The sequence below is a fragment of the Lentzea sp. NPDC055074 genome, from assembly GCF_053608005.1.
Genome location: NZ_JBSGUQ010000006.1, coordinates 261,217 through 278,995 on the forward strand (window position 1 = coordinate 261,217; position 17,779 = coordinate 278,995).

Here is a 17,779-nt window from a genome sequence, read left to right on the forward strand (position 1 = left end):
CTTAGCGTCGGAGACGTGACCAGGTTGACCGCGTCCATCGCCGCTTCGGGGTTCGCGTGCTTCGCGCTGCTCTACACCCCGCAGGCGGTCATGCCGCAGATCGCCGCCGAGTACGGGCTGGGGCCGGGCAGCGCGTCGCTCGCGCTCTCCGCCGCCACGCTCGCGCTGGCGGTCGTCGTGGTGCCGATCGCGATGCTGTCCGAACGGGTCGGGCGCCGCCCGGTGATCGTGGTCAGCGTGCTGGTGGCGGCGTTGCTCGGCCTGCTGCTGCCGATCGCGCCGAACTACGAGGTGTTCCTGGTCCTGCGGGTGCTGCAGGGCGTCGCGGCGGCCGGGGTGCCCGCGGCGTCCATGGCCTACCTGGCGGACGAGCTGGGCAAGGACAGGCTCGGCGCCGCCATGGGCGCGATGATCGCCGGCAACAGCCTCGGCGGCATGTCCGGGCGGCTCGTCACCGGCATGACCTCGGACTGGCTCGGGTGGCGCGGCTCCGTGTTGCTGGCGGGCGTGTTCGGGCTGGTCGCGGCCCTGGTCGTGGTGTTCTTCCTGCCGAAGGCCCAGGCGCGGCCGAAGCGGGCGCCCAGCGGCATGAAGGCCGCCCTGCGCGACCCCGTGCTGCTGTCCATGTACGTGGTCGCGGTGCTGCTCGTGGGCACGTTCATCTCGTTCTACAACGTCGCGGGCTTCCAGCTCTCCGGCCCGGCCTGGCTCGAGACGCTGGTGTTCCTCTTCTACGGGTTCGGCAGCACCGCCGCGGCGTTCGCGGGCAGGCTCGCCGACCGGTACGGGCGCGGTCGCGTGCTGCTGCTCTGCATCGGCGTGCTGGCGGCCGGGGCCCTGGCGAGCCTGGTGTGGGTGCCGCTCGGCCTCGCGATCGTCACCGCCGGGTTCTTCGCCTCGCACACCACGGCGAGCGGATGGGTCGCCGCACGGGCTCCCGCGCACGCCCGCGGCCAGGCCTCCGGGCTGTACCTCGCCGGGTTCTACGTCGGCAGCAGCATCGGCGGGACGTCCGGCGCCACCGCGTACGAGGAGTGGGGCTGGGGCGGACTCGTCCTGGTGCTGCTCGGCTGGCTGGCCCTGGCCGCGATGTTGGTGGTGTGCTCGCAGTCCTCACCGGTCAGTTCCGCGCCCAGCGGGGCACCTCGCGGCACCGCCGACCGGTATGAGGGCGTGGGGGCGGCACCGCGAGGCACCCACCTGGACACGAAACGGACCAGCGAGGGTTAGCGAGCACACCACCAGCTCAGAACTCCAGGGCGAGGGTGGCGCGCGAGTCGACCGGGGCGATGCTCGTCCTGCCGAGGCGCGGCAGGTCCAGCACGCCGTCGACCATCCCGACCGAGACCGAGCGGGTGTCCACCGGCACCTCGACGACGACCGCGAACGGCAGCGGGCCGCCGTCGTAGCGGGCGCCGACCTGCCGGGCGGTCGAGCCGTCCGGCAGCGTCACGGTGATCAGGTCCTTGGTCAGCAGGCCGCCCGCGGTGTCGGGCAGGTCGCCCGTGGCCTCGACCCGCACCTCCAGCAACGCCTTGTCCGGCGCGGAGATCGTGGCCACGTCGTACTGGCTCTCGCCGAGCTTGACCGGCCGCTGCCGGCCGAGCCGGACGCCGGTGATCTTCATGCCGAGCTCGCGGTCGCCGAAGCGGATCTTCTGCGTCTGCTCCTTGAACTGGGCGGGCGCGGCGGCGCGCTGCAGCACCGGCGGCGGGCTGTCGGAGCGCTTGCCGGACGGGACCTCGGCGCGCTGGTCGAGCGACTTGGCGCCGAGCGTGCCGAGTGTGAGGTGCTCGGGGCCCTCCTGCGGGTCCGGCACGGTGTAGACGACGAAGACCGAGCCGTTGGCCGGCAGCCGGTCGGCCGGGAGGACCTGGCGCTTGCCGGGCACCTCCAGCGCGAGCTCCGACGGCTGCGGGGCGAAGCCCTGCCAGTTGGTCCGGTGGAAACCGCTGTCGGTCTCGTTGAGCTTCTCGACCTTCATCCGGACCACGCGCAGCCGTGAGCCGGTCTCGGCGCGCAGCGTTCCCTCGGAGGTGAACCAGATGTCCGGGTTCGCCCAGCCGGTGACGGCGGTGCCGAGCAGGTCGTCGCGGAGCTTGATGTCGGCCTCGCCGAGACCCAGGTCGTGGTTCGAGCGCTTGCCGTCGTCGGGCAGCACGGCCAGGAAGTCGCGCCCGGCCGTCATGTCCTGCTGCTTCGACGGGTCGAACTCCTTGCCGTCGGTGCGCACGAGCATCCCGCTCGGCGTGCTGCGGTTGCCCTTCTCGGGCACCTGCGGCGACTGCACCTCGTAGCGGACCTCGTCCTCCGACTTGGTGACTTCCTTGATCGGCACGGGCACCCAGTCGGTGCCGGCACCGGTGCCGGGGACCTGGACCGGCCCGCACCACAGCCGCTGGTCGACCTCGGACTCGAGGCCCGTCTTCGAGAACCAGCAGCTCACCGCGGCGGCGCCCGCCCGGGCCACGTAGCCGTACTCCAGCGTGTAGGCGAGCTGCGCCTCCGCCTGCGACTGCAGGTCGGAGGGGTCCGCGAGCTTCTTGCCCTCGATCGTCGGCTGGAGGGCGGACGGCTGCGTGGCGGGAGCTGAGGTGGCACATCCGGTCACCGCGAGGAGGACCGTCAGACCCAGCACCACACCACGCACAGTCCTCGTGCCCCTAACCAGTTGAAGTCAAAACATCACTACTGGTTAAAGGCGGTGCTCACTCGTCCGGGTTGCCCTGGTCGAGTGTGACTCAAATCACACTGCGGTACACCTCGACCGTCTGCGCGGCCATCGTCGACCACGAGAAGTCCTGCTCAGCGCGTGTGCGTCCGGCGGCGCCGAAACGCCGGGCGCGATCGGGGTCTGTGATCAGTTCGTTGATCGCTTCGGCGAGCTGGTGTCGATATGTCGACAAATCATGCTCGTCGTAGTGGACGAGAAGGCCTGTCTCGCCGTGCACGACGACCTCGGGGATGCCGCCGACGTCGCTCGCGACGACCGCGGTGCCGCACGCCATCGCCTCCAGGTTCACGATGCCCAGCGGTTCGTAGACCGACGGGCACACGAACGCCGTCGCGTGGCTGAGGATCTGCCGGACCTCGGCGGGCTGCAGCATCTTCTGGATCCAGAAGACGCCCGGCCGCTTCTCCGACAGCTCGCTGACCGCCTGCCGGATCTCCTCGGCGATCTCGGGGGTGTCCGGCGCTCCGGCGCACAGCACGATCTGCGCTTCGGGGTCGATGTGGTGCGCGGCGGCGACGAGGTGGCTCAAACCTTTTTGGCGGGTGATCCTTCCCACGAAGGCCACGATCGGCTTCGTGGGATCGATTCCACGGGACGTGAGCGCGTCCGTTTCGGTGACGGGGCGGTACGCGTTGCTGTCGATCCCGTTGCGCACGACGTGCACCCTGGAGGGGTCGAGAGCGGGGTAGGCGTCGAGCACGTCGGCCCGCATCCCGTCGCTCACGGCGATGACCGCGTCGGCGTGTTCGTACGCCGTGCGCTCGGCCCACGACGAGATCCGGTACCCGCCGCCGAGCTGCTCGGCCTTCCACGGCCGGCGCGGTTCGAGCGAGTGCGCCGTCACCACGTGGGGGATCCCGTGCAGGAGTTTGCCCAGGTGACCGCCCATGTTGGCGTACCAGGTGTGCGAGTGGACGAGGTTCGCGGCGGAGACCGCCGCGGCCATCTCCAGGTCGACCGCGAGGGTCGTGAGGGCCGCGTTCGCCTGCTCCAGGCTGTGCGGCGGGTTGTGGGCCGTGGCGTCGGATCTCGGCGCACCGAAGCAGTGCACGTCGACGTCGACGAGCTCGCGGAGGTGGGGCACGAGGAAACCCACGTGCACACCAGCCCCGCCGTAGACCTCTGGCGGATACTCCCGGGTCAGCAGCGCAACTCGCACGCACCCACCGTAGATCACCGATGTAGGTGTTGGGACGAACCGGTTTGCGTCTGGTTCGAAAACGATCGCACGGATAGGGTCACATGCTGTGAAGGGGCAGCCGCACGTTCTCGGAATTGTGCTTGCCGGTGGTGAAGGCAAGCGCCTCTGGCCACTGACGGCCGACCGCGCGAAACCGGCTGTGCCCTTCGGGGGCAACTACAGGCTGGTCGACTTCGTGCTGTCGAACCTGGTCAACGCGGGGCTCGCGAAGCTCTGCGTGCTGACGCAGTACAAGTCGCACTCACTGGACCGCCACATCTCGACGACGTGGCGCCTGTCCAATGTGCTCGGTCAGTACGTGACACCGGTCCCGGCCCAGCAACGCCTGGGCCCGCGCTGGTACACGGGCTCGGCCGACGCGATCTTCCAGTCGTTGAACCTGGTCCACGACGAGAAGCCCGACCACGTGGTCATCTTCGGGGCCGACCACGTGTACCGGATGGACCCCGGCCAGATGATCTCGCAGCACGTCGAGTCGGGTGCGGCCGTGACCGTGGCCGGCATTCGAGTGCCGCGCAACGAGGCCAAGGCCTTCGGGTGCATCGACAGCGACGCCTCCGGGAAGATCACCCGGTTCCTGGAGAAGCCGTCCGAGCCGCCGCACGTGCCGGACGATCCCGACGTGACCTTCGCTTCGATGGGCAACTACGTCTTCACCACCGAGGCGTTGCTGGACGCGCTTCGTGGTGACGCGTTGAACCCCGACTCGGACCACGACATGGGTGGCGACATCATCCCCATGCTGGTGGACCGGGGTAAGGCGCACGTCTACGACTTCCAGGACAACGACGTTCCCGGCGCGACCGACCGGGATCGCGGGTACTGGCGGGACGTCGGGACGATCGACGCCTACTACGACGCGCACATGGACCTCGTTTCGGTCCATCCGATCTTCAACCTCTACAACCAGTTGTGGCCCATCCGGACGGCCACGCCTCCGTTGCCCCCGGCCAAGTTCATCGCCGGCGGGTCCGCCGAGGACTCGATGGTCGGGCCCGGCTCGATCATCTCCGGGAAGATCCACGGATCTGTGATCTCCTCCGACGTGACCGTCGAGGTCGGGTCGGTGGTGCAGGGGTCCGTGCTGCTGCCCGGCGTCCGGATCGGCAAGGGCGCTGTGGTCCGGCGGGCCATTTTGGACAAGAACGTCGTCGTGCCCGACGGGGCGTTGATCGGTGTGGACGCTCCGATGGACCGGGAGCGGTACACCGTCAGCGCCAGCGGCGTGACCGTGCTCGGCAAGGGCGTCCGCGCCTACTGAACCCGAACGCGAAACGGGGCCCTGTCGCACACCTGCGACAGGGCCCCGTTCGCGTTCGGCTAAGGGCGGCGGGCCGCGACCAGCAGGCCGTCTCCGAGCGGGAGGATCACCGGCACCAGGCGGGTGTCCTCCTTCACCAGGCGGGCGATGTCCCGCATCGCCTGGGTCGAGTCCTCGCGGTTGGCCGGGTCGACCACCGCGCCGTGCCACAGGACGTTGTCGAACGCGATGACCCCGCCCGGCCGCAGCATGCGCACGCCGTGTTCCAGGTACTGCGGGTACTCGGGCTTGTGGGCGTCCACGAAGACGAGGTCGTAGGCGGCGTCCGTCAGGCGCGGGAGGACCTCCAGCGCCTCGCCCATGATCAGGCGCGTCCGGGACGGGGAGATGCCCGCCGCCGCGTAGGCCTCGCGGGCCGCCCGCTGGTGTTCGGAGGCCACGTCGATCGAGGTCAGGATGCCGGACGCCGGCATGCCCGCTAGTAGGTAGAGGCCGCTGGTGCCCGCTCCGGTGCCGATCTCGACCACCGCACGGGCCTGGAGTGCGGTCGCGAGGAACCGCAGGGCGGCCCCTCCGCCCGCGCCGATGGGCACGCAGCCCAGTTCCTGGCCGCGAGCTCTCGCCGCCAGGTGCACGTCGTCCTCGGGGAGGTACTGCTCGACGTACTCCCGCAGGGCCGATTCCGTGGTCACGGGGTAGCAGGTTAGTGCGTCCAGTGCCCAAAACGGGTGAACGTGGCCCGAACCGAAATTCTCAGGGTGCTCTCAGCTCACTCTCACGATCGTTTAAAGAGCGCGGGAGAAGGTACAGAAGCAAGAAGCCAGGCTCTAGTCGGGAACAAGCCGGACCCGTCGCCCGTTGAGCCGCATAAGGGTCGCCGGGCGGCCCACATGGAGGTGCCGAAACACCTGATGCGCACGCAGTCGAGTTCTCCGGAGGCCGTCGCGCCCATCGAGACGGCCGACTGGACGCCGCCCTCGTGGGACGAGATCGTCCGTGAACACGCGGACAGGGTCTACCGGCTCGCGTACCGCTTGACCGGCAACCAGCACGACGCCGAGGACCTCACGCAGGAGACGTTCATCCGCGTCTTCCGCTCGCTCGCGTCGTACAAGCCGGGCACCTTCGAGGGGTGGCTGCACCGCATCACCACCAACCTCTTCCTCGACATGGCACGCAGGCGTTCCCGCGTGCGCATGGAGGCGCTGCCCGAGGACAACGACCGCCTCGAGGGTGACGACCTGTCCCCCGAGGAGATCTACGACGAGAACCACCTCGACCCCGACCTGCAGGCCGCGCTGGACGAGCTCCCCCCGGAGTTCCGTGCCGCCGTCGTGCTCTGCGACGTGGAAGGACTCTCCTACGAGGAGATCGGTGCCACGCTCGGGGTGAAGATGGGTACCGTGAGGAGCAGGATCCACCGGGGCCGTCAGGCTCTGCGGGTCGCGCTCGAACGTCGTCGTCAAGAATCGTTGCTGGAGGACTCTGCATGACCGACCTCCGAGGTTGGGGCCTGCCTGAGCAGCATCTCTTGCCGGATGCCGTGGTCGCGTTCGTGGACGGAGAACTGTCCTCGACCGCCCACGAACGAGCATCCGCGCACGTTCAGCGCTGTGGCTTCTGCGCGTTCGAGACCTATACGCAGCAGCAGGCGCGCGCAGCCGTGCGCACCGCTTCGGCGCCCACGGCGTCGGCGTCGCTGCTCGACAGGCTCGGGGCGATTCCTCAAGAGGTCGACCTGCCCTCCGCTCCGGACGGGCTCGCCATCACCGAGGACGGTCAGTTCGTGGCCGTCCAGCGCACGGACAAGCCCGCGTTCGGCTCCGGGCCCGTGCTGGGGTCGTCGAGACCCCTGGGCAGCAACGGCTGGTTCAGCGGCCGCCGTGCCCGCCAGGGTGCCGGTGTCGTCGTGAGCGGCATGTTGCTGAGCGCGCTCGCGTTCACGACGTCCGACGGCGAGACGCCCGTGCAGGCCCCGGCACCGCAGAACGCCGGCGCGGTCTTCGCGACCACCCCCTGACAGTCATTTCACCGTTGTTGAGGCACGCTGTAGGCCAGCACTCCTAGCGGAAAACTCGGGGAGAGATGAGCCAGCAGTCGCCCAACGGCCAGACGTCCACACCCGTTTCCGGAGTGGACGACGGAGCGCATCGCAGGCTCCGGCCACGGCCCCTGGTGCAGCCGCCGGTGGACCCCGCGCACGCCAACGCCTTCGGCCGCCCAGCCGGTGTCCCCGGCGCGTTCGCCTCGCGCGACGTGCCCGTGTCCCAGCTCCAGTCCGCGCCACCGCCCCCCGAGTCCCTCGTGACGGCGTTCGGCCGCCAGGGCTCGCAGGAGCTGTTGCAGCGGCCGCCGCAGCCCACGTCCGACCCGGATCCGGACATCGACCCCGTGTTCTGGGGCGACAAGCCCGCCGGCGACCCGTGGCGCGACCCGGCCTCCGGTGCCGTGATCGGCCCGCCCGCCGTCGGCGAGGACCCCCCCGGTGAGCCCGAGGGCAAGCCCGAGCCCGGCCCGCAGCTCAGCGTTCCCGAACTGATCTTCGGCCGTCGCGTGAAGCCGACGGCCCTCGCGCTGCTGCTGACGGTCGCGCTGGTCCTGGGCGCCGTCGGTGGCCTGGTCGGCTGGCTGATCGGCCGTGCGGGCAACCCGCTGACCGACTCGACGGTCACGCTCGCCGAGGTCACCGAGGGCAAGGAACGCCCGGCCGGCTCGATCTCGGACATCGCCAAGCGCGTGACGCCCAGCGTCGTCTCGATCGAGTTCAAGGGCGCGAACGTCGCGGGCGTCGGCTCCGGCGTCGTCATCGAGTCCGGCGGCTACATCCTGACCAACGACCACGTCGTCGCTCCGGCCGCGCAGGACTCGTCGGCCAAGCTCAGCGCCGTCTTCACCGACGGCACCCGCGCCCAGGCCCGCGTCGTCGGCCGTGACCCGAAGACCGACCTCGCCGTCATCAAGGTCGAGGTCACGAACCCGACGGTCCTGCAGTTCGGCAACTCCGACGAGCTCCAGGTCGGCGACAGCGTCATCGCCATCGGCTCCCCGCTGCAGCTGTCCAACACCGTCACCGAGGGCATCGTCTCCGCGCTGCACCGCCCGGTCACGGCGGCGGGCGAGAACGGCGGCCCCCAGGTCACCTACGACGCGATCCAGACCGACGCCGCCATCAACCCGGGCAACTCGGGCGGCGCGCTGGTCGACTCGCGCGGCGCCCTGATCGGCATCAACTCGTCGATCCGCACCGAGACCGGCGGGTCGGTCGGCCTCGGCTTCGCGATCTCCGGCAACCAGGCCCGCAAGATCAGCCAGGAGCTGATCCGCAGCGGCCAGGTCAAGCACGCGGACATGAACATCAACGTGAAGTCCGTGTCCGCGGAGACCTCCGAGGGCGCGCAGGTGCAGAACGTCCCCGCCGGAGGTGCCGCGGCCGCCGCCGGCATCCAGGAGGGCGACGTCATCACCAGGGTCGGCAACCGCATGGTCCGCAACGCCGCCGAACTGGTCGTCGCGGTCAGGGAGCACGAAATCGGCCAGACGGTGCAGGTGACGCTGGCGCGCCAGGGCCGTGAGCTCAAACTAGACGTGACGCTGAAGAGCGACTGAGCTGCCCTTGGCACGGCCCCCAGGCGGGCGATCTCACGCTCAGCAGGGCCATTCGCGGCACCGCCCCCATGCCCCCGTACAACCAGTACGCGGGCATGGGGGCGGTGCCGCGACTCACCCGTCTGACCGCGAAATCGCCCGGCGAGGTTCCGCGCCAAGGGCAGTAGGCTGGGACTCGTGTTCGACAGCATCGGATGGGTAGAGATCCTCATCATCGTCGTCGCGGGTCTCTTCATCCTGGGCCCCGAACGCCTGCCCTCGGCCGCGGCCTGGCTGGGCAAGACGGTGAGGCAGGTCCGCGAGTACGCGACCGGCGCACGCGAACAGCTCAAGCAGGAGATGGGGCCGGAGTTCGAGTCGCTCCGCAAGCCCCTCGAGGACCTGCGGGAACTGCGCAACTTCGATCCGAAGCGCGCGGTGACCAAGCACTTCTTCGACGACTCGGAGCCGACGACCAAGTCGAACGGCTACCCGACGCCCTCGACCCCGCCCGCGGCCGAACAGCGTCCGCTCGCACCGGGCGAGCGTCCGCCGTACGACCCGGACGCGACCTGAGCCCTGAACGCCACGAGGGGCCCCTTCCCAAGCGGAAGGGGCCCCTCGTGCTTTGTGTAAGTGCTTAACGGCCGGCGGGCGAGACGTTCAGCAGACGCCCTGCCAGACCGCGCGAACGGACGGACAACTTCGTCGCCACCTCGGTGAGGACCTTGGCCGCGGCCGAGTCCGGCACCGCCTGCACGATCGGCGTGCCCGAGTCGCCGTTCTCCCGCAGACGCGGGTCGAGCGGCACCTGCCCGAGCAGCGGCACGTCGGTGCCGATGGCCTTCGACAGCGACTCGGCGACGGCCGCGCCGCCACCCGTGCCGAAGACCTCCATGCGCGAGCCGTCGGGCATCTCGAGCCACGACATGTTCTCGATGACACCGCTGACCCTCTGACGGGTCTGCAACGCGATCGACCCGGCGCGCTCGGCCACCTCGGCGGCGGCCTGCTGCGGGGTGGTGACGACCAGGATCTCGGCGTTCGGCACGAGCTGGGCGACGGAGATCGCGATGTCGCCGGTGCCGGGCGGCAGGTCGATCAGCAGGACGTCCAGGTCGCCCCAGAACACGTCCGCGAGGAACTGCTGCAACGCGCGGTGCAGCATCGGCCCGCGCCACACGACCGGCGTGTTGCCCGGCGTGAACATGCCGATCGAGATGACCTTCACGCCGTGCGACTGCGGCGGCATGATCATCTTCTCGACCTGCGTGGGGCGGCCGTCGGCGCCCAGCATGCGCGGGATCGAGTGGCCGTAGATGTCCGCGTCGACGATGCCGACGGACAGCCCGCGGGCCGCCATCGCCACGGCGAGGTTCACGGTGACCGAGGACTTGCCGACGCCGCCCTTGCCGGACGCGACGCAGTACACGCGCGTCATCGAGCCCGGCTGGGCGAACGGGATGACCGGCTCCTCGGTGCCGCCGCGCAGCGTCTTGCGGAGCTCGGTGCGCTGGGCGTCGCTCATGACGTCGAGGTCGACGCGCACGGACGAGACGCCGTCCAGTGCCTCGACGGCCGCGGTGACGTCCTTCGTGATCTTGTCCCGCATCGGGCAGCCGGCGACGGTCAGGAAGATGCCCACGACCACGGCACCGTCCGTGCCGACCTCGACGTCCTTGACCATGCCGATCTCGGTGATCGGGCGGCGGATCTCGGGGTCCTGCACACCGGCGAGCGCCTTGCGGACGTCGTCGACGGTGGGGAGGGGCTGTGTGGTGGTCACCGATCCATGCTACGTCCGGTTCGTGCCCGTCCTACCGGCCGGTCACTTTCCAGTACAGGCCCAGGTCGTAGCCGGGAGCACGCTGTCCGTAACATCGACGCCCGTGCCGGAATCGGGTAGTTCCCGGTTGCCCACCCGTGTCGAGCTCGGGGTGTGGCGATCGTTCCTCCGCGCGCATGCACGGATCACGAGGGTCCTCGAGGCCGAACTGATTGCTGAGCAGCGCCTATCGCTCGCGGCGTACGACGTGCTGGTTCAACTGGCCGAGACGCCTTCCATGCGCATGCGCATGACCGAACTGGCCGATGCCGTCCTGCTGTCCCGTTCTGGCGTGACCCGCCTGGTGGACCGTTTGGAACGTGCCGGTCTCGTCGGACGTGAACGCGCCGACGGTGACGGACGCGGCATCGTGGCCGTGCTCACACCACTGGGCGCCGAACGTCTTCGCAGTGCTTCCGCAACCCACCTCGCCGGCGTCGCCGAGCACTTCGGGGAGAGCTTCGGCCCCGGTGAGCTCGAGGCGTTCGGCCGCACGTGCGACCGGCTCGCCGCGGACGACGTGTTCCCCTGATCGCATGATCACGGTGGTGGGACTCGTGCACGTCGAGGCTGGCCGTCTCCTCGTTGTGCGCTCACGCAACAAGAAGGCTTTCTACCTTCCCGGCGGCAAGATCGAGCCGGGGGAGTCTCTCGAGGACGCGGTGCGCCGGGAGGTTCTGGAGGAGCTCGGTGTCGGGATCGACGAGCCCTCGCAACTAAAGCGCTACATCTCTCTCGCGTACGGCGAAGGTGAAGGCGCGATGGTCGACATGACCTGCTTCACGGCCAGGCTGCTGGGCACTCCGCGGCCCACGGGTGAGATCGCCGAGCTGACTTACGTGACGCGTGCCGAGTACCGCGGGCACGCCGAGACCGCTCCCGCGATCCACGAGGTCCTGGACGACCTGGTCGCGAGCGGACAGGTCAGGGCCTGACCTTCTTCAGGTTGTTCTGCTCCTTCACCAGCTTCTCCAGCTCACCCCGGATGAAGTCGCGCGTCGCCACCTCGCCGAGCGCCAGCCGCACCGCCGCCAGCTCCCGCGCCAGGTACTCGGTGTCCGCCTTCGTCTGGGCCGCCCGCTTGCGGTCCTCCTCCAGCGACACCCGGTCCCGGTCGTCCTGCCGGTTCTGCGCGAGCAGGATCAGCGGCGCGGCGTAGGCGGCCTGCGTCGAGAACGCCAGGTTGAGCAGGATGAACGGGTACGGGTCCCACTGCAGTGACACCGCGACGAGGTTCAGGGTGATCCACGCGATCACGATCAGCGTCTGCCAGAACAGGAACTTGCCGGTGCCGAGGAACCGCGCGAGGCGCTCGGAGAGCTGGCCGAAGGTGTCGGGGTCGACCGAGAACCGGAAGCCGCGGGGCTCCCGGGGCTGGTCGAGTCTGCGCCGGGGTAGTTCAGGCATGGCTCAGTCCCGTCTCGCGCCAGTTCGCCGGCAGCAGGTGGTCCAGCACGTCGTCCACGGTGACGGCGCCGAGCAGGTGCTCGGCCTCGTCGACCACCGGGGCGCACACCAGGTTGTAGGTCGCGAAGTAGCGCGTCACGTCGCTCAGCGAGGCGCCCGGTGGCAGGCGGGCCATGTCCGTGTCGAGCACTCCGGCGACGAGGTCGAACGGCGGTTCGCGCAGCAGCCGCTGGATGTGCACGCAGCCGAGGTAGCGCCCGGTCGGGGTCGCGGAGGGGGAGCGGCACACGAAGACCATCGACGCCAGCGCGGGCGTGAGGTCGGGATTTCGCACTCGTGCCAACGCTTCCGCGATCGTCGCGTCCGGTGTGAGGATGATCGGCTCCGGTGTCATCAAGCCACCGGCGGTGTCGAACGAGTACTCGAGCAGGCGGCGGACCGGCGCCGACTCCTCGGGTTCCATCAGCTCCAGCAACCGGTCCTTGATGCCCTCGGCCAGCTCGCTCAGCAGGTCCGCCGCGTCGTCCGGGTTCATCGCCTCCAGAACGTCCGCGGCGCGCTCCTCGTCCAGGTGCGACAGGACGCCCTTCTGGTCCTCTTCGGACAGTTCCTCGATGACGTCGGCGAGCCGTTCGTCGTCGAGCGCGTCCGCGACCTCGAAGCGGCGCTTGGGCGGCAGCTCGTGCAGGGCGTTCGCGACGTCGGCCGCGCGCATGCCCTCGAACACCGCGACGAGCTGGTGCGCGCCCTGCGGCTGGCCGGCGAGCTCGTTCACGCTCAGGCCGCCGACGTCCTCCCACCGCCACACCTGCACCGGGCCCTTGAGGCTGAACCGGCCGGTGCGCTCCCGCCCGGCGACGCGGACCATGCGCCAGTCGCGGGTGCGGGTCAGCTCCATCGCCGCGTCCACGACGACCGCGGTGCCGCCGTCCTCCAGCTCGATCTTGGCGTCGAGCAGCTCGCCGATCACCAGCACCTCGTTGACGCGCTGGTGGAACGGCCGCAGGTTCACCGACCCGGTCGCGAGCGTCACGGCGTTCGGCTCGACCGAGGTGAGCCGCAGCATCGGCACGAAGATCCGCCGGCGCGTCACGAGCTCGACGACCATGCCGAGCACGCGCGGCGGTTGCCGGTCGATGCGGAGGCTGATCACGACGTCCCGGGCCTTGCCGACGGGTTCGCCGTCGGGGCCGAAGACGGGAAGTCCGGCCAGCTGAGCGATGTAGACCCGGTTCACTGCCACCACAGGACCAAGGCTAGATCAGGTGGAGGCCGCCCACCCGGCGATCTCGGCGCAGATCACGGCCTGTTCTTCGTCGTTCTCCTCCAGACACCACATCCAGTTGGTGACGGCCCGGTACAGCGTCCAGTCCCGCGCCTTCGCCACGTCCAGCTCACCCGCGTCGCACAGCGCGAGAAAACGGTCGGTGAGCCCCCTTCGCCCGTCCATCTCGCCGAACCTGTTCCACAGCAACGGCAGGACGGCTCGCTCCAGATCACCGGCCAGCGGCTTCGGGTCGATCATCAGCCACGGTTCGCGGTCGCCGCGCAACACGTTCTCGTAGTGCAGGTCCGCGTTGACGAGAGTGGTGCCCATCGGCCGGGTGGCCACCACCTCACGTGCGGCGTCCAGCAGTTTCCGCGGCACCGCCGGATGATCCGGGACGTGGCTGCGGAACCGGTGGATCTCGGCCGGCGCCTCGAACCGCCGATGGCGGCGCAGCAGCGAGCCGATCACGTCGACCGCGGTCTCGATCGGTTCGTCGAGCAGCGAACGCGTGTGGTCCAGGCGTTCCAGGAGCAGCGCGCTGAGCTCCGCGTCGTGGTCCAGCAGCAGCACGGCGCCGTCGCCGTCGTAGGTCCTGAGCGCGAGCGGTTCGTGCTCGGTCTCGGTGTCGACCCAGGTCAGTTTGAGCACCGCGGGATGCCCGTCGGCCCGGCGCACCGGCAGCACGACCGCGCAGAACCCGTTCATCAGCGCGCCGTCCGGGGTCAGTCGCCACCGCGCGCAGGCCTTCGTGGCCAGTCTCGGCAGAGTCGCCACCCATTCCGGCGCACCGTCGCCGAGACCTGTGCCGAAGCCTTCCGGCACGGTGATCACGAGCTGAACTCCAGGCGGTACACGGCGTCCCACGACGGTGTGGTGTTGAGCCGCGCGGTCTTGAGTGCCAGCGTCGTCTCGTCGTCGGGTTCGGTCAGGTGCGCGACGGCCTGCGCGTCGATCAGGTGCGAGTGCGTGCTGGGGGAGCGGACGGTGACGGTGACCTGCGCGCCGTCGCTCAGGGGCGCCTCCGGTTCGGTGCCGCCGGAGATGACCCACAACGCGTCGGCACGCCAGTGCGCGTGCACGAGACGGGGCTCGTGGCCGGGTGAGGTGATCCAGACGGCCGCGGCCTTGCGCAGCGCCGAGTCGAGGATTCGCGTGATCTCCACCGGTCAAGACTGCCAGGGTCTGTGAGACCGGACTCAGCGAATGTGCGCCGGGAGTTGATGCGTGCCACTGTGGCGCTCATAGTTACCGGCCGGTACGAGGAGGTACTCCAGTGGTCGACCAGCAGCGTCCCCGTCGCTCGTGTCTGGCGGTCCCGGGTTCCAGCCAGAAGATGATCGACAAGGCGCGCACGCTGCCGGCGGACCAGGTGTTCCTGGACCTGGAGGACGCCTGCGCCCCGCTGGCCAAGCCGGACGCCCGCAAGACCATCGTCGCCTCTCTGAACGAGGGCGGCTGGGGTGACAAGGCCCGCGTCGTGCGCGTCAACGACTGGACGACGGAGTGGACCTACCGCGACGTCACCGAGGTCGTCGAGGGCGCCGGCGCGAACCTCGACTGCATCATGCTGCCGAAGGTCCAGACACCCGAGCAGGTCGTCGCGCTCGACTTCCTGATCACCCAGATCGAGAAGACGATGGGCTACGAGGTCGGCAGGATCGGCATCGAGGCTCAGATCGAGAACGCCCTGGGCCTGAACAACGTCAACGCCATCGCCACCGCGTCCCCGCGCGTCGAGACGATCATCTTCGGCCCGGCGGACTTCATGGCGTCGATCAACATGAAGTCGCTCGTCGTCGGCGAGCAGCCGCCCGGCTACGACGTCGGCGACGCCTACCACTACATCCTGATGCGGATCCTGATGGCCGCGCGGGCCCACGACAAGCAGGCCATCGACGGCCCCTACCTGCAGATCCGCGACGTCGACGGCTACAAGCGCGTCGCCGGTCGTTCGGCCGCGCTGGGCTTCGACGGCAAGTGGGTGCTGCACCCCGGCCAGATCGAGGCGGCCAACGAGGTCTTCAGCCCGAAGCAGGAGGACTACGACCACGCCGAGAACATCCTCGACGCGTACGAGTTCTACACCTCGGAGGCGGGCGGCAAGCGCGGCGCGGTGATGCTCGGCGACGAGATGATCGACGAGGCGTCGCGCAAGATGGCGCTGGTGATCTCCGGCAAGGGCCGTGCCGCGGGCATGGCTCGCGCGAACGTGTGGACGCCGCCAGAGGACTGATTCCGTTACGGATTGTGCGCTACTTCACCCTGAACGTCACCGGACGTGTTCGACCGTCACAGGTTGCGTTCAAAACGGGTGAAGTAACGCACAATCCGTCACCGGAGTTTGCGATCAAGCCCCGGGGTGGGGGCATGCTCTGGGGCATGTCACGTTCGAGTAACGGCAAGGCGAGCAGACGGTTGCGGCTCTTCAAACGCCGCGAGGACGACCTGCTCGAGCGCAGCTTCCGCAGTTGCCCGGGATGCGATGCCGACGTCCACGTGTTCGCCGACGTCTGCCGCCACTGCGGTGGCGCCCTGGAGATCGCCCTCGCGGGCTGAGCCCAGCGGGTCGTGGCTCAGCAGGTCGCGGCTCAGTAGGTCGTGCTGTTCGCGGCCGCGATGATCGCGATGATGATGAACGCCGCGTAGGCCAGCCAGCCGGCGATGACGATGTAGCCGACGACCAGGCCGCCGACCGCCAGGCCGTGACCGTCCTCCTCGCCCCGCTTGATCTTCCCCATCGCGATGTGGCCGAAGATGACGCCGACGATCGCCGTCACGCCACAGGTGACGAACCCGACGCACGACAGGACCAGCGCGAGGATCGCGTTCGTCTGGGACTTGGGCTGGACGTACCCGTAGCCGGGGCCGGGGCCGTACATGGGCTGCTGGCCGTACGGGCCGGGCTGGCCGTAGGGCTGCTGCTGGCCGTAGGGATCGCCGGGCTGCTGGCCGTACGGATCGCCGGGCTGCTTCGGGTTGTACGGGTCGTAGGTCATCGCTGGTCCCCCTAGAAGTGTTGAGCGGGGATCTTAAGGTCCCGCCGCGCCGTTCGTCGCGCGCGGGTGCGTGATTCCACCTGTCAGCGGTGCTGTTTCGGTACAGCGGGCGCTCGCGTTGTTGCGGAGAGCACACCCCGGTCGCAAACGGGCGTTAACCGGTCCATACTCGCCGGTAACCAAGCCTTGGAAGGGAAGTGCGATGGCGCGCCTCGCCCAGACCGCGGGTCTCACGGACATCCAGGAAGAAATCCTCGCGACGGTTCGCACGTTCGTGGACAAGGAGATCATTCCGCACGCCCAGACGCTGGAGCACGGCGACACGTACCCCGCCGACATCGTCGAGGGCATGAAGGAGATGGGCCTCTTCGGTCTCACGATCCCTGAGGAGTACGGCGGCCTGGGCGAGTCCCTGCTGACCTACGCGCTGGTGGTCGAGCAGATCGCGCGCGGCTGGATGAGCGTCTCCGGCGTCATCAACACGCACTTCATCGTGGCGCACATGCTCAAGCAGCACGGGACGCCCGAGCAGAAGCAGAAGTACCTGCCGCGCATGGCCACGGGCGAGGTGCGCGGCTCGTTCTCCATGTCCGAGCCCGAGCTCGGCTCCGACGTGGCCGCGATCCGCACCCGCGCGGTCAAGGGCGCCGGCGGCTACACCATCAACGGCCAGAAGATGTGGCTGACGAACGGTGGCACGTCGAACCTCACCGCCGTGCTGGTGAAGACCGACGAGGGCGCCGAGAAGCCGCACCAGAACCTCACGACGTTCCTGATCGAGAAGCCCGAGGGCTACGGCGAGGTCCTGCCGGGCCTCACGATCCCCGGCAAGATCGACAAGATGGGCTACAAGGGCGTCGACACCACCGAGATGGTGTTCGACGGCTTCGAGATCGCCGCGGACCAGGTGCTGGGTGGCGTCACGGGCCAGGGCTTCCGCCACATGATGGACGGCGTCGAGGTGGGCCGCGTGAACGTGGCCGCCCGCGCGTGCGGCATCTCGATCCGCGCCTTCGAGCTCGCGATCGAGTACTCGCAGCAGCGCAAGACCTTCGGCAAGGCCATCGCCGAGCACCAGGCCATCGCCTTCAAGCTCGCCGAGATGGCCACCAAGGTCGAGGCCGCGCACCTGATGATGGTCAACGCCGCGCGCCTCAAGGACTCCGGCCAGCGCAACGACGTCGAGGCCGGCATGGCGAAGCTCATCGCCTCCGAGTACTGCGCCGAGGTGACGCAGGAGTCGTTCCGCATCCACGGCGGTTACGGCTACTCCAAGGAATACGAGATCGAGCGCCTGATGCGCGAGGCCCCGTTCCTGCTGATCGGCGAGGGCACGTCCGAGATCCAGAAGACGATCATCTCGCGCGGCCTGCTCCGCGACTACCAGTCCCGCGGATAGACGAACTTGCTGATTCCTCCGTTAGGGGCCAATCTTTCACGGGACTGGCCCCTAACGGTTTTTGTCTGCGGGCCATAAGGTTCGCTCACTTTGAGCACAGA

General features: G+C 69.3%; 20 protein-coding genes. 11 read left to right on the forward strand and 9 right to left on the reverse strand.

The window, feature by feature from the left end; translation table 11 throughout:
• Positions 1–15: 15 nt before the first annotated feature.
• Complete coding sequence (locus tag ACWF7A_RS17075; RefSeq protein WP_452251389.1) at positions 16–1,230, forward strand: MFS transporter; 1,215 nt, start codon at positions 16–18, stop codon at positions 1,228–1,230.
• Positions 1,231–1,246: 16 nt separating this feature from the next.
• On the opposite strand, the gene ACWF7A_RS17080 is transcribed toward ACWF7A_RS17075, so the two are convergent.
• Both ACWF7A_RS17080 and glgA read right to left on the reverse strand, forming a co-directional pair.
• Positions 1,247–2,641: a hypothetical protein gene (locus tag ACWF7A_RS17080; protein ID WP_452251390.1), complete on the reverse strand. Its 1,395-nt coding sequence runs from the start codon at positions 2,639–2,641 to the stop codon at positions 1,247–1,249.
• Positions 2,642–2,741: 100 nt separating this feature from the next.
• Entirely contained in the window at positions 2,742–3,893 is a 1,152-nt protein-coding gene (gene glgA, locus ACWF7A_RS17085; protein WP_452251391.1) for a glycogen synthase, read from the reverse strand.
• 88 nt (positions 3,894–3,981) lie between these two features.
• On the opposite strand from glgA, the gene glgC reads away from it, so the two are divergent.
• Positions 3,982–5,196, forward strand: coding sequence for a glucose-1-phosphate adenylyltransferase (gene glgC, locus ACWF7A_RS17090; protein ID WP_360037695.1), 1,215 nt, complete (start codon positions 3,982–3,984; stop codon positions 5,194–5,196).
• Between the two features lie 59 nt (positions 5,197–5,255).
• Here the strand turns inward: glgC and ACWF7A_RS17095 are convergent, their stop codons facing one another.
• A complete protein-coding gene (locus tag ACWF7A_RS17095; RefSeq protein ID WP_452251392.1) occupies positions 5,256–5,888 on the reverse strand; it encodes an O-methyltransferase in 633 nt (210 codons plus the stop codon).
• A gap of 219 nt (positions 5,889–6,107) precedes the next feature.
• Here ACWF7A_RS17095 and sigE point away from each other — a divergent pair, with 219 nt between their 5' ends.
• From sigE to tatB, 4 genes are all read left to right on the forward strand, one after another.
• Positions 6,108–6,689, forward strand: coding sequence for an RNA polymerase sigma factor SigE (gene sigE / locus ACWF7A_RS17100; RefSeq protein WP_439663329.1), 582 nt, complete (start codon positions 6,108–6,110; stop codon positions 6,687–6,689).
• Entirely contained in the window at positions 6,686–7,216 is a 531-nt protein-coding gene (locus ACWF7A_RS17105; RefSeq protein ID WP_452251393.1) for a zf-HC2 domain-containing protein, read from the forward strand. The genes sigE and ACWF7A_RS17105 overlap by 4 nt, the downstream gene beginning before the upstream one ends.
• A 65-nt stretch (positions 7,217–7,281) precedes the next feature.
• The gene (locus ACWF7A_RS17110; RefSeq protein ID WP_452251394.1) at positions 7,282–8,802 is read left to right on the forward strand and encodes a trypsin-like peptidase domain-containing protein; all 1,521 of its coding nucleotides are present in this window, start codon (positions 7,282–7,284) and stop codon (positions 8,800–8,802) included.
• A gap of 177 nt (positions 8,803–8,979) precedes the next feature.
• A complete protein-coding gene (gene tatB / locus ACWF7A_RS17115; protein ID WP_452251395.1) occupies positions 8,980–9,357 on the forward strand; it encodes a Sec-independent protein translocase protein TatB in 378 nt (125 codons plus the stop codon).
• 64 nt (positions 9,358–9,421) lie between these two features.
• Here the strand turns inward: tatB and ACWF7A_RS17120 are convergent, their stop codons facing one another.
• Positions 9,422–10,567 (reverse strand): Mrp/NBP35 family ATP-binding protein, encoded by a 1,146-nt coding sequence (locus ACWF7A_RS17120; RefSeq protein WP_452251396.1) that lies wholly within the window; start codon positions 10,565–10,567, stop codon positions 9,422–9,424.
• A 103-nt stretch (positions 10,568–10,670) separates the two neighbouring features.
• Here ACWF7A_RS17120 and ACWF7A_RS17125 point away from each other — a divergent pair, with 103 nt between their 5' ends.
• Entirely contained in the window at positions 10,671–11,138 is a 468-nt protein-coding gene (locus ACWF7A_RS17125) for a MarR family winged helix-turn-helix transcriptional regulator (RefSeq protein ID WP_089909775.1), read from the forward strand.
• Between the two features lie 4 nt (positions 11,139–11,142).
• On the forward strand, positions 11,143–11,541 hold the full coding sequence (locus ACWF7A_RS17130) for an NUDIX hydrolase (protein ID WP_452251397.1): 399 nt from the start codon (positions 11,143–11,145) through the stop codon (positions 11,539–11,541).
• Here the strand turns inward: ACWF7A_RS17130 and ACWF7A_RS17135 are convergent.
• Genes ACWF7A_RS17135 through ACWF7A_RS17150 form a run of 4 tightly spaced genes read right to left on the reverse strand, consistent with a single transcriptional unit; the run spans position 11,531 to position 14,446 of the window.
• Positions 11,531–12,013, reverse strand: a complete 483-nt coding sequence (locus ACWF7A_RS17135) for a DUF1003 domain-containing protein (RefSeq protein WP_452251398.1) — start codon at positions 12,011–12,013, stop codon at positions 11,531–11,533. The genes ACWF7A_RS17130 and ACWF7A_RS17135 overlap by 11 nt on opposite strands.
• On the reverse strand, positions 12,006–13,259 hold the full coding sequence (locus ACWF7A_RS17140; RefSeq protein ID WP_452251399.1) for a magnesium transporter MgtE N-terminal domain-containing protein: 1,254 nt from the start codon (positions 13,257–13,259) through the stop codon (positions 12,006–12,008). The genes ACWF7A_RS17135 and ACWF7A_RS17140 overlap by 8 nt, the downstream gene beginning before the upstream one ends.
• Positions 13,260–13,274: 15 nt before the next feature.
• The gene (locus ACWF7A_RS17145; protein WP_452251400.1) at positions 13,275–14,114 is read right to left on the reverse strand and encodes an aminoglycoside phosphotransferase family protein; all 840 of its coding nucleotides are present in this window, start codon (positions 14,112–14,114) and stop codon (positions 13,275–13,277) included.
• Positions 14,111–14,446 (reverse strand): hypothetical protein, encoded by a 336-nt coding sequence (locus ACWF7A_RS17150; protein WP_452251401.1) that lies wholly within the window; start codon positions 14,444–14,446, stop codon positions 14,111–14,113. Before ACWF7A_RS17150 ends, ACWF7A_RS17145 begins: the two co-directional genes overlap by 4 nt.
• 110 nt (positions 14,447–14,556) lie before the next feature.
• Between ACWF7A_RS17150 and ACWF7A_RS17155 the strand changes: the two genes are divergently transcribed.
• Together ACWF7A_RS17155 and ACWF7A_RS17160 are read left to right on the forward strand one after the other, a co-directional pair.
• Positions 14,557–15,516 carry an HpcH/HpaI aldolase/citrate lyase family protein gene (locus ACWF7A_RS17155; RefSeq protein WP_382427682.1) on the forward strand — a complete coding sequence of 320 codons (960 nt, stop codon included), beginning with the start codon at positions 14,557–14,559 and terminating at the stop codon, positions 15,514–15,516.
• Between the two features lie 146 nt (positions 15,517–15,662).
• Complete coding sequence (locus ACWF7A_RS17160) at positions 15,663–15,839, forward strand: hypothetical protein (protein ID WP_414099906.1); 177 nt, start codon at positions 15,663–15,665, stop codon at positions 15,837–15,839.
• Between the two features lie 32 nt (positions 15,840–15,871).
• Here the strand turns inward: ACWF7A_RS17160 and ACWF7A_RS17165 are convergent, their stop codons facing one another.
• Positions 15,872–16,279 carry a DUF4190 domain-containing protein gene (locus ACWF7A_RS17165; protein ID WP_452251402.1) on the reverse strand — a complete coding sequence of 136 codons (408 nt, stop codon included), beginning with the start codon at positions 16,277–16,279 and terminating at the stop codon, positions 15,872–15,874.
• Positions 16,280–16,481: 202 nt separating this feature from the next.
• On the opposite strand from ACWF7A_RS17165, the gene ACWF7A_RS17170 reads away from it, so the two are divergent.
• Positions 16,482–17,678: an acyl-CoA dehydrogenase family protein gene (locus ACWF7A_RS17170; protein ID WP_452251403.1), complete on the forward strand. Its 1,197-nt coding sequence runs from the start codon at positions 16,482–16,484 to the stop codon at positions 17,676–17,678.
• Positions 17,679–17,779: the final 101 nt, after the last annotated feature.

What these genes read in the sequence shown, in the direction of transcription:
- ACWF7A_RS17165 (WP_452251402.1), bottom strand. Translation starts at nt 16,279, where the DNA reads ATGACCTACGACCCGTACAACCCGAAGCAGCCCGGCGATCCGTACGGC.
- ACWF7A_RS17160 (WP_414099906.1), top strand. Translation starts at nt 15,663, where the DNA reads ATGTCACGTTCGAGTAACGGCAAGGCGAGCAGACGGTTGCGGCTCTTC.
- ACWF7A_RS17105 (WP_452251393.1), top strand. Translation starts at nt 6,686, where the DNA reads ATGACCGACCTCCGAGGTTGGGGCCTGCCTGAGCAGCATCTCTTGCCG.
- ACWF7A_RS17170 (WP_452251403.1), top strand. Translation starts at nt 16,482, where the DNA reads ATGGCGCGCCTCGCCCAGACCGCGGGTCTCACGGACATCCAGGAAGAA.
- ACWF7A_RS17130 (WP_452251397.1), top strand. Translation starts at nt 11,143, where the DNA reads ATGATCACGGTGGTGGGACTCGTGCACGTCGAGGCTGGCCGTCTCCTC.
- sigE (WP_439663329.1), top strand. Translation starts at nt 6,108, where the DNA reads ATGCGCACGCAGTCGAGTTCTCCGGAGGCCGTCGCGCCCATCGAGACG.
- ACWF7A_RS17135 (WP_452251398.1), bottom strand. Translation starts at nt 12,013, where the DNA reads ATGCCTGAACTACCCCGGCGCAGACTCGACCAGCCCCGGGAGCCCCGC.
- ACWF7A_RS17110 (WP_452251394.1), top strand. Translation starts at nt 7,282, where the DNA reads ATGAGCCAGCAGTCGCCCAACGGCCAGACGTCCACACCCGTTTCCGGA.